Origin of the sequence: Marinimicrobium sp. C6131 (assembly GCF_026153455.1) — a bacterium.
Taxonomy (GTDB): Bacteria; Pseudomonadota; Gammaproteobacteria; order Pseudomonadales; family Cellvibrionaceae; genus Marinimicrobium.
Map to the genome: position 1 here is coordinate 494,346 of NZ_CP110629.1, position 14,157 is coordinate 508,502.

Genomic DNA, 14,157 nt, shown 5'->3' on the forward strand with positions numbered 1-14,157 from the left:
GTCGCCACCGCATCTGCTGCAGCGCCGGGTCGGGTTTGGCACCACGGCTTGTCAGATGCCGGATGGGGCGCTAGCATTGACGGTCCTTTCGCAATGCAAGAGCCCACAATGGAAGAAACCCTGGAACGACTGAGGGCGGCGCATCAGCCGGTGCCGGTACCCCTGGAGCTGCCCAGTCACGAAGACCTGGTGGATGTGGAGGAGGAGGTGCTTCTGCCCATCCCGCGTGAGATGCGCCGTTTCCTGCTTCTGGCCAGCGATGTGGTTACCGGTTCGTTGGAGCCAGTGACCGCCGCTGACCCCCATGCCCATACTTACCTGCCCGAGGTGGCGGCGGTGGCCTGGTCAATGGGCCTGCCCCGTTACCTGTTGCCGCTGTGTGAGACCAACGGCAACTATTACTGCGTTGAGCCGGAGGGTGAAGTCCTGTTCTGGCGCGATGGCGATCTGACCGATGAGAGCTGGGATGATGTCTGGCGCTGGATTGATGAGGTCTGGCTCGAGAGCTGAAAAGCAGGGCATTAAAAAAGGGAGCAGACGCTCCCTTTTTTAATGCCGGGTTTAAATACCGGTGTGGGCCGGTCAGTGGGCGCTGGGGCCGCTTGAGCCCTGAGGGAAGCGGATGCTTTCCACCAGGTCCTGGACATGCGGCGGCGCATCCGGGGTGAATTGGCGCACGGTCAGAGCCACGGCCAGATTCAGCAGCATGCCGACAAACCCGATGCCCTCCGGTGAGATACCCAGCAGCCAGTATTCGGCGGTATTGGGCAGCAAGGGTTCGAAGAATACCCCCTTGAATACCAGAATATAGCTGGCGGTGAACACCAGCCCGGTGAGCATGCCCGCGACGGCGCCCCACTGGTTCATGGGTTTGAAGAAAATCCCCATGATGATCGCCGGGAAGAAGCTCGCCGCCGCCAGGCCAAAGGCGAAGGCGACCACCTCGGCGACAAAGCCCGGCGGGTTGATACCCAGGTAGCCCGCCACGCCGATCGCCCCGGCGGCGGCCAGGCGCGCCGCCATCAGCTCCTGTTTCTCGGTGATCCGGGGCATGAGATTGCGTTTGAGCAGGTCGTGGGAGATTGAGGTGGAGATCACCAGTAACAGCCCGGCGGCGGTAGACAGCGCGGCGGCCAGGCCACCAGCGGCCACCAGGGCGATCACCCAGTTGGGCAGCTCGGCGATTTCCGGGTTGGCCAGCACCAGAATGTCCGGGTCGATGGTCATTTCATTGCGGTTGTCGTTGCTGTAGAACAGCCGCCCATCGCCGTTCTCATCCTGCCACTGGATCAGCCCCGTGGTCTCCCAGGTATCCACCCAGGAGGGCATGTTTTCCCGGGCTACCCCCTGGCCCTCGGGGCCATTGATGGTCTCGATCATGTTGGTGCGGGCAAAAGCGCCCACCGCCGGGGCGGTGGTGTAGAGCACGGCGATGAACAGCAGCGCCCAGCCGGCGCTCTTGCGGGCGTCGCGCACTTTGGGGACGGTGAAAAACCGCACGATGACATGCGGTAGGCCCGCCGTGCCCACCATGAGCGCGGCGGTAATGCAGAACATGTCGATGGTGGACTTTTTCCCCTCGGTAAAAGCGGTAAAGCCGAGCTCCCGGGTCAGGCCATCAAGCTTGTCGAGCAGATGGGTCCCCGAGCCGTCCGCCAGGGTGTCACCAAAGCCCAGTTGCGGAATCGGGTTGCCGGTAATCAGGAGACTGATGTAGATCGCGGGCACGGTGTAGGCAAAAATCATCACGCAGTACTGAGCCACCTGGGTGTAGGTAATGCCCTTCATGCCGCCGAGCACCGCGTAAAAGAACACCACGCCCATGCCGATCAGCACACCCGTGGTCACATCCACTTCCAGGAAGCGGGAGAATACCACGCCGACCCCGCGCATCTGTCCGGCCACATAGGTGAACGACACAAAAATGGCGCACACCACCGCAACGGTGCGAGCCATCTGCGAGTAGTAGCGATCACCAATGAAATCCGGCACGGTAAACTTGCCAAATTTGCGCAGATAGGGCGCCAGGCACAAGGCCAACAGCACATAACCGCCGGTCCAGCCCATGAGGTAGACGCTACCGTCATAGCCGAGAAAGGCGATCAGGCCGGCCATGGAAATGAAGGAGGCGGCGGACATCCAGTCGGCGGCCGTGGCCATGCCGTTGGCCACCGGATGCACGCCACCGCCGGCAATGTAGAAGTCACCGGTGCTACCGGCCCGGGACCAGACCGCGATGCCAATATAGAGCGCGAAGGTGGCGCCAACCACCAGGTAGATGAGCGTTTGGGCTTCCATGAACTACTCCTCGTCTTCCCGGACACCGAAGCGGCGGTCCAACTGATTCATTTTGTACACATAGACAAAAATCAGGACCAGAAAGGTGTAGATGGAACCCTGCTGGGCAAACCAGAAGCCCAGTTTGAAGCCACCCATGCGAAATTGATTGAGCCAGTCCACCAGCAGGATGCCCGCACCAAACGAGACCATGAACCAGATGCTGAGCAGCACCGCCAGCAACTTGATGTTCGCCCGCCAATACTCTCTGGCGGCTTCCTTGGACGCAAAAGCCATAGTAAAACTCCGGTTATTATGCTTATCGGTAAGGCTTCAAGTGAAAAGGAAAATAAGGGGCCTGTCAATTCCTGATCGCTGTAACCTCAAAGCGCAGCACACCGATCATCTGTTGTGCCTCGGTGATCACTTGCACCTGCCAGTCGCCCACCGCACGTTCCGGGAAGTGCCGCTTGTGTGTCCAGGCTCGATACCCCTCCTTGCGACCTCCCTGAATGTCCAGGGCAATGGTATCGACGATCTCACCGTTCAGACGCCAGACATGGTAAATCCGCTCGTTCAGTCCCCGTGGTGCCCTTATCGCGGTGTAGGCATATAGACCCTTCTGATGCAACTGGGTTTCGGTCAGTCGTTTGACGCTGTTGCCCGGGCTCTTATCCTGAATATTGATATCGGTGCTCAGCGCCACCTGAGTCAGCCACAGTGTGGCCGGGGGCACCCAGAGGCGTCCGTACCAGCCTGCCGCGCCGAGAGTGACGACCACGCCCACCAGGGCGATGCTGCGCCACCAGCGCCGGGGTGGCAAGGCGCTGATGACACTGGGAATGGCCAGCAGCACGGCGATACCCAACGCCAGCGGGTAGCTCTGGGCGGTACTCAGATGCAGGATGATGGGCAACGCCGTGAGCATGACCGCAAACAGGGCCAGGGCATGAAAGCCGAGAAACAGCCAGCGCCGTTGCGCCAGATGGTTGTAATACAGCGGGTCGAGGACCGAGACCAGCGCGGCCGCGCACAGCAGCCCCATAAACAGCGTCTGACCGCTGTTCCAGGTGACCGTGAAAAAGAAAAAGGGCAGGACGAAAAACAGACTCTCCTGGTGCACCATCTGGGTGATGAAGTGCAGGGCGGGGCGCGGGACTTTCAGCTTAAGCAGGCGCAGGGCATTTCGGCGCAGTGTGTTCTCGAACATCAGCCAGAGCCAACTGGCCAGCATCAGCACTGCGACCACCTGGGCGAGTGCGGGTTTGCGCTCGACCAGGACAAAGCTGGCAAGGCCGGACAGAAAGCCTGCCAGCGCCAGCAGTTTGGGATAGCGCTTGAGGAGGGCGATCAGCCTGTCCAGTGCCCGGCGTGACCAGGTGGGCCGTTCAATGGTCTGTGCGGGTGTCTCGCCGGGTTGTTCCATAAGTATCCGGTTGGTAGCAGCGGCTCAGCATCGGCATGAGTCTGGCATCAGTGCGGCTGGAAACGCGCCAGCAGTTGGGTGTACTCCGGGTCGGGTACGCCGCCCAGGGCCAACCATTCCATTAGCAGCGACTCCGCCGTGTCGGATGGTTGACCCAGTCCCTGCTGTAATTGTTCCATCTGGTAGGCCATGCGGCGCGCCCTGTCGGGTTCGGGGGACTCCTGCCCGGTCGCAATTTCCTTGCGGATGCACAACAGACGCAAGGCCTCCAGATTCTCCGCCTGAACCGCTGGCGTCAGGCTGTCAGCCCGTTCCAGGCGCTGGTTCAACAGGGTCTGGCTGTCACCGGGCCATTGTTCCACGGCGTCCATGGCGATGCTCGCCTCTTCCCGGGCGGCGGTGGTATCGCCACCCTCGAGGCTGGCCAGCTCGAGTGCACGCACCGCTTCAGCGGCGTTGAACAGCTGCTGTCGCTGGCGCTCCCTGGCCTGTCGGCGGGCGGCTTTGTGCTGCTCGTCCAGGGATTTGAGAGTCTGGTAAAACGTATCGTTGAGTGCCTGTGCCCGCTGGCGGGGCAATTCTTTCAGGGCCTGGAATTGGCCCTTGAGTTCCTCAATTCGCGCTCTCTGTGCGCCGGGGCTGTCCAGTGGCTGCTTTTGCAGCGCCTTGAGTTCATTGATCAGGGATTCCGCTTGCTCGGCCTGGGCCTGGCGCGCCTGATCGGCTGCCTCAAATTCGGCTTGTCGGCGGGCGAAGATGGCATCGCAATGTTCGCGGAACTGCTTCCACAGCGCTTGATCTTCGCGGGGACGGCACTGACCGACCTGTTTCCACTGGGCCTGAAGGTCTTTCGCGCCTTCAATGGCCTGGTGCAGATCGCTCTGCTCGCGCAATTGCTCGGCTCGCTGTACCAGTAATTCTTTTTCGGCCCGGTGAGCGTCGTAGGCTTCGCCCAGCTTGGCGTGCAGTTGATCCATCAGAGGCTCAAAACGCTCCTCCTGGGCTTTGACCGCCTGGCGCGGCACCGGCCAGGCATCGCGCCACTCGCGCCGTGCCTGCTTGAGGGTGTGCTCGACGTCTTTCCACACCGGGCTGTCCCAGTGATAGCCGTTCAGGTAGAGCTGCACCTGCTCGATCAATTCCTCCCGCTTGGCCTGGTTGGCTTCGCGCTCTTTGGCCTGTGCCTCGAAGAACTCCTTGCAGGGCTCAAAGGCGCGATGCGAGGCCTCCTGAAACTGGTGCCACAGGTCCTCGTCGTGATGGGGCACACCCTTGCTGACTTCCCGCCAGTCATCCTGGAGGTGATGAATCTTGCGGGCCAGCTCTTCCGGGTCCATGGTGCTGTGTTCCAGGGCCTGCATGGAGCGAATGAGCGCCTCTTTCTTGGGAGTGACCGCGAATTCATGCCAGTCGCTCAGCCGTTCGATGGCCTGATCCAGCTCCTCCAACTTGCTCGCCAGGTGGGCCGGGATATGCTCCAGTGTCTCCCTTTTTTCCTGGCTGGCGCGATGCAGTCCCCGCGCCCGCCGTACCTGGCCGCGCTGCGCCGCGCTCAGTCCCTGGCGCACCAGCCCCTCGACCTCGCGGATGTGTTTACGCTGTGATTGCTCTTTGGTTTTCTCTTGTTGGTCCAGTTCATTGAGGGCCCTCATCGCCTCCAGGACGGGCGTTGGCCGTTCGTTTTCCGGCCACTGGCGGGCGGTTTTGACCAGTTGTTTGAGTACTTTGCGGGCGTCAGCACGCTGCTCCGGTTGAGCCAGTTGTGGCGTCCAGTGTGTCAGGGTGCCGTGCTCACGCAGCAGCGCCAGTAGCTCGGTCAACTGACTGATCTGGCGCTCCAGTGATTCTCGGTCACGCTTGGGTAGGGCTGCGGGTTCCAGGGCATTCAGCGACTCGCCGGCCACACGAACCCGCTCGGTCCAGTGGTCGTTTTGCAGTGCGTCGCTGTCGGCGGTGTACAACGCGGCGCCCAGCTCCGTGAGTTGAGTGTGAAGTTCGGTGAGCCGGGATTGTGCTTCAGTCTGACGTGCCTGTTCGGCTTCTTCGCGGGCCGCCAGTTGGGCCTGCAGCTCGGCTCGTTCGGCCTGTTTGTTGCGGTATCCGTCCAGTGCCTGTTGGTAGCGTTGGGCGAGCGCGTCCGCAGGGGGAATGGGCAGGGCGGTCCAATCCTGATGCAGCTTGTCGAGCTTGGCATCGAACAGAGGATCCTGCTCGGTTCGCAGCAGTTGCTCGAGCTTCTCACAAATCACCAGAGCCTGGGCTTCGGCCTCGGCACGCCGGGCGTCCTCTGCCTTGAAGGCCTCCAGGCGCTGTTTGGCGAGCTTATACACGGTTTTGTCCCGGCCCTGAGCCGCTTTTTGCAGTTTTTCCAGCTCGGGGCGGGTAGTGATTTTCTCGGCCGCCGCCCGGCGGATCTGGATACTGGCACCGTTCACCGCCAGTTCCAGCAACAATTCGGGTTCATTGATCTGTTCGAGTACGGCCTGGCCGGCCCGGGAGGAGTAGCTGCTCAGAGCCAGCAACTGGGCCTCATCGGACACCGCTTTGGACAGTTCTTCCAGACTCAAGTGCTCTTCTTCCAGTAATTGGCCGATGCGCTTGCGCGCGGCCTGCTGCAGCCGGCCATTGCCATCACCGAGCGAGAGGTTGAGCAGGGTCTGGTTGTAGCTCAGGTGATTCAGGGCCGCTTCGCGCAGGGCTTCCTGGGTGTCGCTCTGTACCAGCGCCAGCAATTCCGACTCGGGGCGGTTTTCCAGCGCCTTGATCTGCTCGTCCAGAGAGGGTTGCTTGTTGCGGGAACCAAATAGTCGCTTTAGTGGTGACATAAGAGTACAGGCTCGTCTGGGAAGTTCTTGGTTATTGTACGCCGTAGGGCGTGTCGTCAGTCCTGAATCAACCCGTACTGGCTGCGCAGCGTGTCGATAATCTCCGCCCTCGGATTGTCCGACAGCGTCAGCGGGCGGCCAATGATTTTCTCTGCAAGACCCACATAGGTATCGGACACGCGCATCATCACCGCCCGGGGCAGTTCGGTCTGCTCGGCCAGTGCGGTCCGCTCGTCCATACGGCTTTTATCCAGCAGCACGTCCGGATCTTCGAAGTAGTGTAGCAACTCTTGCCGGAAGGCTTCTTTGGACTGCTCGACAACTTTGCCCTCCCGATACCGGGCACCGTCCCAGATACGGGATGAGTCCGGCGTGCCGACTTCGTCCATATAGATCAGCTTTTCCTGACCCTCGGCATCGCGGACATAGCCAAACTCAAATTTGGTGTCGACGAAGATCTGGTCGATTTTGGCCAGATCGTCGCTGATCACCCCAAAGCCCTCTTTGAGCAACCGCTCGTACGCGTCGATATCGCCCGGTGAGCGAAAGTTGAAGGCCTGATAGTGGCGCTCCAGATCGGCGCGGCTGATGTTGACGTCATCCGCTTCCGGCACACCGTCCAGCCCCTTGAGAATGCCTTTGGTGGAGGGGGTGATCAGCAGCTCGGGCAGCTTCTGGTCCCGCTCCAGTCCGTCGGGCAGGGTGATGCCACAGAAAGTGCGCTCGCCCTTGGCGTAGGCGCGCCACATGGAGCCGGTGATGTACTGGCGGCAGATGGCCTCGATCATCACCGGCTGGGCTTTCTGCACGATCCACACCAGGGGATGGGGGATATCCAGAATGTGGCTGTCGGCCAGCCCTTCCTCGCGAAAGCGCTGAAACCAGTGATTGGAAATGGCATTCAGCGCCGCGCCCTTGCCGGGTACGCCATTCATGCCGCCTTCACCTTTCCAGAGGCATTCGAAGGCGGAAATCCGGTCACTGATGACCATGATGGCCAGGGGGGTATCCGGGGCGACCGGGTAGCCCTTTTCCCGGATCAGGCGCTCGCTGTCGGCGGCGGTGAGCCAGTAAACCGAGCGGACCTTGCCGCTGTGTACGGGCCGGTCGGTCCGGATGGGAAGGTCATTGTTTACTGCCAGTACTGAGTCCGCAAGCCGCATAGTCGAAGATCCGAAAGTCCGCCGCACACGTCAGGCTGCGTGCGCTGAAATAGTCCAGGGCGCCGGGCCGCGCCAAACGCCGGATGATAGCAGATTTACGGGGTAGAGGCAGGTGGCCTTGGGGGTGGGGGTAACGGCGGATAAGCGCGTAAGCGCGCATCCGCCGTCACCACTATCAATCGCGGCGCCGTAATTCGGAGAGTATTTTCAGTGCGTGCACACGCGCCGCCGGTTCATAAACATCAATCGTAAACATAAACTCATCAATGGGCAGCTCCCGGCACAGAGCCTCCAGACCCTCACGAACGGTCTCTGGCCCACCGACCACCGCCAGGCTCAGGAAGTCCTTCACGGCGGCCTCCTCCTCGGGCGACCACAGCGGCGTCATATCCTCCACCGGCGGCTTCAGCCACAGCGGCTGGCCGCGCAAAAGCGCCAGAATGCGTTGATGGCTGGTCGTGGCCAGGTAACGCGCTTCGGCATCGGTGTCCGCCGCAATCAGTGGAATACCCAGGATGGCGTACGGTTTGTCCAATACCCCGGAAGGCTGAAAATTTTCCCGGTAGACATGCAAGGCCTCGCGCACCAGGCGCGGGGCGAAGTGACCGGCGAAGGCGTAGGGCAGGCCTTTCTGTGCGGCGAGTTGGGCGCTGAACAGGCTGGAGCCCAGTAACCAGATGGGCACTTCGGTGCCGGCGCCGGGAATGGCCTTGAGTTTCTGGCCGGGTTTCAGGGGCGCGAGCAGTTGCTGTAGTAATCCGACATCCTGCGGAAAGTCGTCGGCGGAACGCATATCCCGGCGCAGGGCGCGCATGGTGATGGCGTCGGTGCCGGGCGCGCGGCCCAGGCCCAGTTCGATGCGCCCCGGGTAGAGGCTGGCGAGGGTCCCAAATTGTTCGGCGATCACCAGAGGCGGGTGGTTGGGCAGCATGATGCCGCCGGAGCCGACCTTGATGCGTTCGGTACCGCCGGCGATGTGGCCGATCAACACGGCGGTGGCGGAGCTGGCAATGCCTTCCATGTTGTGGTGTTCGGCGAGCCAGAAGCGTTCGAAGCCGAGCTCGTCCGCTTTTTGGGCGTAGCGAAGCGTGTCCCGCAACGTTTCAGTGATGGAGCCGTCTTCTCTGACCGAAGCGAGTTCGAGTAGCGAGAATGTCTTTTCCTGGAGCAGCATACATCGTCTCCGAATCAGTGAGGCTTAATCGTCTCGTCCGGTCCGGGAAGGGGGAAGCCCTTTCAAGACACGCCGTAAACCCATCCCTGGGGGCTCGGATCGCGGGTCCCCCGCTCTACGGTCTTGAAAGGGCTTCCCCCTCCCCGGACCTCAGTAGCACGAATCCAACCGCAGCACTCCACGACGAAGCGCCATACCACGTCACATCTGCGCCAACAACACCTGCACAGGATGGGGAATGGCGACATCGTCAATGCGTTTCACCTGAGAGCGACAGGAGTAACCGGTGGCCGTCAGTTTTCCCTCGTGTTCCGGATTTGCCACGACCTCAGACCAGGATAGACCATAAATTTTCTTCGACGTCTCGACGTTGCTGGCCTCGTGACCGTAAGTGCCCGCCATGCCGCAGCAACCCGTGTCGATGACCGTCAGGGTCTGTCCCAAGGCACCGAACACCGCCTGCCAATCCTTGATCGACCCGGCCGCGTTGGTTTTTTCCGTGCAGTGGGCCAACAGGGAATAATCGCCCGGCTGCAGCAAATCCGCGCGCGCTTCGAGCTGCGCTTTCTGCTGAGCCAGCCACTCCTGCAACAACGCCACCTCCGGCGCCTCTTTGCCCAACACCGTCTGGTATTCGCTGCGATAGGCGAGCGTCATGGACGGCTCCAGCCCCACCAGGGGAATACCACTGCGGGCGAGGTCGTTCAGGTGCTCAGCGTTTTTCACCGCCGCCTTGGCGAAGGGGCCGAGGAAACCGTGGACGTGGAGTGGTTTGCCATTGGGTTTGAAAGGCGCTACCAGCGGCGTGAAGCCCAGCTTGGTGAGCAGATCGAGACTGTCCAATACCAGGCCGGTTTCAAAGTAGCTGGTAAAGGCGTCCTGCACCAGAATCACCGCTTTATCCCGCTGCTCCTGAGTGAGCGCGGCGATGTTCTGGGCGCTGGCGTAGCGGATCTTGCGCGTCTGCAATGCATTGTCCAGAGAGATGCCGGTAAGCAGCGGGCTGTCCACCATACCGGCCACTTTGGCCATGAGGGCCTGCATAAACCGGGGTTTCATCAGGCCGTTGTACAACCAGGGCACCTTGGCCAAGGTGGGTACCATAAACTCCAGGCCGCCGATGAAGTAGTCTTTCAGCGGCCGCAGGTAGCGGCCGTAATACAGCTCCAGAAATTTGCTGCGGAAACTGGGTACATCCACCTTGATGGGGCACTGACCGGTGCAGGACTTGCAGGCCAGACAGCCCATCATGGACTCGTGGACTTCGTGGGAAAAGTCGTATTCGCCGCGCTTTTTGCCAATGGTGTTCTTGATGCGCGTCGGCAGACTCAACAGGAACGACTGCTGGCGCGCCGCTTCGGATTCCTCGATCGCGTTCACGTCCCGCTCGCTCAATTGCTTGAGCCACTCGCGCACCAGTGAGGCCCGGCCTTTGGGGGTGTGGGTGCGCAGGCGTGTGCCTTTCCATGAGGGGCACATGGCGTCGTTCGGGTTCCAGTTGTGGCACTGGCCGTTGCCGTTGCAGTGCATGCCTTCGCTGTAACCGTCCCAGACCTGCACCGGAATTTTCCGATCCTGCTGACCGCGGGTGGTCACCCCGTCGATTTTGAGCAGTTCCAGCTCCGGCGCGGGCGTGGCGACTTTACCCGGGTTCAACTGGTTGCGCGGATCGAACGCAGCTTTAAGACGCTGCAGCTGCGGGTAGAGCTCGCCGAAAAATTCCGGTGCGTATTCGGCGCGCACGCCCTTGCCGTGTTCGCCCCACAGCAGACCTTTGTACTTTTTGACCAGCGCGACCACCTGGTCGGTGATCGGGCGGATCTGGGCGGCCTGTTCCGGGTCCTTCATGTCGATGGCGGGGCGCACGTGCAGCACGCCCGCGTCCACATGGCCGAACATGCCGTAGGTCATGCCGCGCTCATCCAGAAGTTGGCGGAATTCCATAATGAAGTCGGCCAGGTTCTCCGGCGGCACGGCGGTATCTTCCACAAAGGGAATCGGGCGCGCTTCACCCTCGGCGTTGCCCAGCAGGCCCACGGATTTTTTACGCATGGCCCAGATTTTCGCGACGGACGCCGAGCCCCAGGCGAGGCTGTAACCCAGACGGCCTTTACTGACATCGGTATCGGCATCCAACTGGTCGGTCAGCGCTTTGACCGCCTGTTCCAGCTCTTCTTCGCTGTCGGCGGTGTACTCCACCAGGTTGATGCCCTGAATCGGCTCGCCGTTCTCGGCGGGCGGGAAGAACTCGGACACGCTGTGCCAGACGATGTCGTTCATCGCCAGGTTGAGTACCTTCGAGTCCACGGTTTCAATGGCGGTGGGCTCGGCTTTCATCAGCTCGGTGGCATCGCGCAATGCCGCGTTGAAGTCCCGGTAGTTAACGTTCACCAACGCGGAGACCTTCGGGATGGGCAGCAGGTTGAGCCTGGCCTCGGCGATAAAGCCCAGGGTGCCCTCGCTGCCGCAGAGCACGCTGTTCAGATCAAAGCGACCTTCGGGCGTGCGCACATGGGCAAAATCGTAGCCGGTCAGGCAGCGATTGAGCTTGGGAAATTTGGCGTCGATCAATTCGGCGTGGTCGGTGTGAATCTGGTTGAGCGTCTTGTGCACCTCGCCCACGCGATCCCCGCGCTGGCTGACCTCGGTCAGCTCGGCGTCGTCCATGGGACGGGAGGTCCAGTCGCTGCCGTCGAGCAATACGGTGCGCAACTCCAGTACATGATCCCGGGTTTTGCCATAGCGGCAGGACCCCTGGCCGGAGGCGTCGGTGTTGATCATGCCACCAATGGTGGCCCGGTTGCTGGTGGACAGGTCCGGGGCAAAGAACAGGCCGTGGGGTTTGAGGGCCGCGTTCAACTGGTCTTTCACCACGCCGCACTGCACCCGCGCCCAGCGCTCCTCGATGTTGATTTCGAGGATCTGGTTCATGTACCTGGAGGTATCCACCACCAGCCCGTCGGTGAGAGACTGGCCATTGGTGCCGGTGCCGCCGCCGCGGGGGCTCAAGACGATGTCCTGATAATCGGGTTGATCGCTGAGCCGGGCCAGGATCACCAGGTCGTCTACGTTTTTGGGGTAGATGACGCCCTGGGGCAGGACCTGGTAGATGGAGTTGTCGGTGGCCAACACGGTGCGGTTGGCGTAGTCCGGGTTCAGGTCGCCCTGGAAGTCGGACGCCCGCAGGGCCTCGATAAAGGCGAGGTAGCGGCTCTGGACGGGGGAGGTGTGGCGTATGCTCGGTATCATCTGGGTCGTTACAGCTCTCGACAGTGGGTGCGATATTCTACGGGTTTGGGGTGGGTTTCTCCAATTAAAGGCAGGGCGTAACGTCCGGGCCGCGAAGGGGAAGGCCTTTCAAGACACGCCGTGAACCCATCCCTGGGGGCTCGACGCGCGGAATCCCGCCGCTTACGGTCTTGAAAGGCCTTCCCCTTCACGTCCCTCAGTGCCATGGCCATATTTCGGGAGATGGCGTCTTCGGGTTGCGACGGATAAGCGAAGCGCATCCGCCGTCACCGGACCCGGAGGCAGCACCACATGATTACCTTACAACTGCAACGCAATCACCACCCAAATGGCCGCCAACAACAGGTTGCTCGCCATAAACGCTATCAACCTGTGCATTACGTTGTTGTAGCCCATATGGATGAGACCGTGCACCACCCGCAGCGCCACAAACCCCCAGGCCAACGCCACCGGCCCACTGAGCCCCATGGCCAGGCTGGTGACACAGGCGAGGTAGAACAGGATGGGCACCTGGAAGAGGTTATCGTAATGACGCGCCGCCGCCAGCGCCCGTGCGGGCGCGGCCTGATCCGGCGGATAGAGCCGAAAATAGCCAATCGACACCGTGCCCTTACGGACCGCCAAGATCCGCAAGGTCAGCAAATAGAGAGCGACGCAGAGCGTCCAGAACATCAGGGCGAGCATGGGTTGCAGCATGATTTCTCCTTAAAAGCCCATCTGCTGGTACAATGCCCGTTTTTCGCCCCGAATCTGAGTACTGGGGCGGTTGAACGGCCGTTGACAGCACACAACGACGGTCAGGGCAGCGACCAAACAGACCAGACAAGAGTAGGACTTTACATGATTATCAAGCCAAAAGTACGCGGATTCATCTGCACCAACGCCCACCCACAGGGCTGTGCCGCCAACGTGCGCGAGCAGATCGACTACACCAAGGCCCAGGGGCCGATCAACGGTGGCCCGAAAAACGTACTGGTCATCGGCTGCTCCACCGGCTACGGCCTGGCCTCACGGATCACCGCCGCCTACGGCTCTGGCGCCAAAACCATCGGGGTCTGCTTTGAGAAGCCGCCCACCGAGAAGCGTACCGCCTCCGCCGGCTACTACAACACCGCCGCCTTCCACGAATTCGCCGAAGCCGATGGCCTATACGCCCACACCATCAATGGCGACGCCTTCTCCGACGAGATCAAGGCCCAGACCATCGAACAGATCAAAAAAGACCTGGGTAAAATCGACCTGGTGGTCTACAGCCTGGCCTCGCCCCGGCGCACCGACCCCAAGACCGGTGAAACCTACACCTCCGTGCTCAAGCCCATCGGACAGGCCTACACCTCCAAGGGGCTGAACACCGATACCCTCAAGATCACCGAAACCACCGTCGAGCCGGCCACCGAGGAAGAAATCCGCAATACCGTCAAGGTGATGGGTGGCGAAGACTGGGAGCTGTGGATCGACGCCCTGAAAGACGCCGACGTGCTGGAGCAGAACTGTCAGACCACGGCCTACACCTATCTGGGCGACAAGCTGACCTGGCCGATCTACGGCAAAGCGACCATTGGTAAAGCCAAAGAGGACCTGGATCGCGCTTCCCTGGCCATCGACCAGAAGCTGGACGACCTGAACGGTACCGCCCACGTATCGGTGCTCAAGGCTGTGGTGACCCAGGCCAGCTCCGCCATTCCGGTGATGCCGCTGTACATGTCCATCCTGTTCAAGGTCATGAAAGAGCAGGGCACCCATGAAGACTGTATTCACCAACTGCAGCGTCTGTTCGTGGAGTGCCTGTACAGTGCCAACCCGCGTCTGGATGACGAGGATCGCTTCCGCGTAGACGAGCTGGAGCTGGATCCCAAGGTGCAGGCCAAGGTGGAAGAAATCTGGCCGCAAGTGACCGAAGATAACCTGTTTGAACTGACTGACTACAAGGGCTACAACGAAGGTTTCCTGAAGTTGTTCGGTTTTGGCGTCGACGGTGTGGACTACGAGGCGGATGTCAGTCCGCTGGTGAAGGCGCCGTTTTAAGCGCGTAACGGCGTTTTT

Annotated in this window: 10 protein-coding genes; 2 read left to right on the forward strand and 8 right to left on the reverse strand. The window is 61.2% G+C overall.

Features of this window, described 5'->3' with window-relative positions:
• Positions 1-108: 108 nt before the first annotated feature.
• The gene (locus tag OOT55_RS02110) at positions 109-510 is read left to right on the forward strand and encodes an SMI1/KNR4 family protein (protein WP_024459619.1); all 402 of its coding nucleotides are present in this window, start codon (positions 109-111) and stop codon (positions 508-510) included.
• Positions 511-582: 72 nt separating this feature from the next.
• Here the strand turns inward: OOT55_RS02110 and OOT55_RS02115 are convergent, their stop codons facing one another.
• From OOT55_RS02115 to OOT55_RS02150, 8 genes are all read right to left on the reverse strand, one after another.
• Complete coding sequence (locus OOT55_RS02115; RefSeq protein ID WP_265367514.1) at positions 583-2,298, reverse strand: sodium:solute symporter family protein; 1,716 nt, start codon at positions 2,296-2,298, stop codon at positions 583-585.
• Positions 2,299-2,301: 3 nt separating this feature from the next.
• Complete coding sequence (locus OOT55_RS02120; RefSeq protein ID WP_265367515.1) at positions 2,302-2,574, reverse strand: DUF4212 domain-containing protein; 273 nt, start codon at positions 2,572-2,574, stop codon at positions 2,302-2,304.
• 64 nt (positions 2,575-2,638) lie between these two features.
• A complete protein-coding gene (locus OOT55_RS02125) occupies positions 2,639-3,703 on the reverse strand; it encodes a DUF5924 family protein (RefSeq protein ID WP_265367516.1) in 1,065 nt (354 codons plus the stop codon).
• 47 nt (positions 3,704-3,750) lie between these two features.
• A complete protein-coding gene (locus OOT55_RS02130) occupies positions 3,751-6,528 on the reverse strand; it encodes a DUF349 domain-containing protein (protein ID WP_265367517.1) in 2,778 nt (925 codons plus the stop codon).
• Positions 6,529-6,584: 56 nt separating this feature from the next.
• On the reverse strand, positions 6,585-7,691 hold the full coding sequence (locus tag OOT55_RS02135; protein ID WP_265367518.1) for a phosphoribosylaminoimidazolesuccinocarboxamide synthase: 1,107 nt from the start codon (positions 7,689-7,691) through the stop codon (positions 6,585-6,587).
• 175 nt (positions 7,692-7,866) lie between these two features.
• Positions 7,867-8,865, reverse strand: coding sequence for an LLM class flavin-dependent oxidoreductase (locus tag OOT55_RS02140; RefSeq protein WP_265367519.1), 999 nt, complete (start codon positions 8,863-8,865; stop codon positions 7,867-7,869).
• A gap of 201 nt (positions 8,866-9,066) precedes the next feature.
• On the reverse strand, positions 9,067-12,114 hold the full coding sequence (locus OOT55_RS02145; RefSeq protein WP_265367520.1) for an FAD-binding and (Fe-S)-binding domain-containing protein: 3,048 nt from the start codon (positions 12,112-12,114) through the stop codon (positions 9,067-9,069).
• 300 nt (positions 12,115-12,414) lie between these two features.
• Positions 12,415-12,810, reverse strand: coding sequence for an MAPEG family protein (locus OOT55_RS02150; RefSeq protein WP_265367521.1), 396 nt, complete (start codon positions 12,808-12,810; stop codon positions 12,415-12,417).
• Positions 12,811-12,954: 144 nt separating this feature from the next.
• Between OOT55_RS02150 and fabV the strand changes: the two genes are divergently transcribed.
• Positions 12,955-14,139 (forward strand): enoyl-ACP reductase FabV, encoded by a 1,185-nt coding sequence (gene fabV, locus OOT55_RS02155; protein WP_265367522.1) that lies wholly within the window; start codon positions 12,955-12,957, stop codon positions 14,137-14,139.
• Positions 14,140-14,157: the final 18 nt, after the last annotated feature.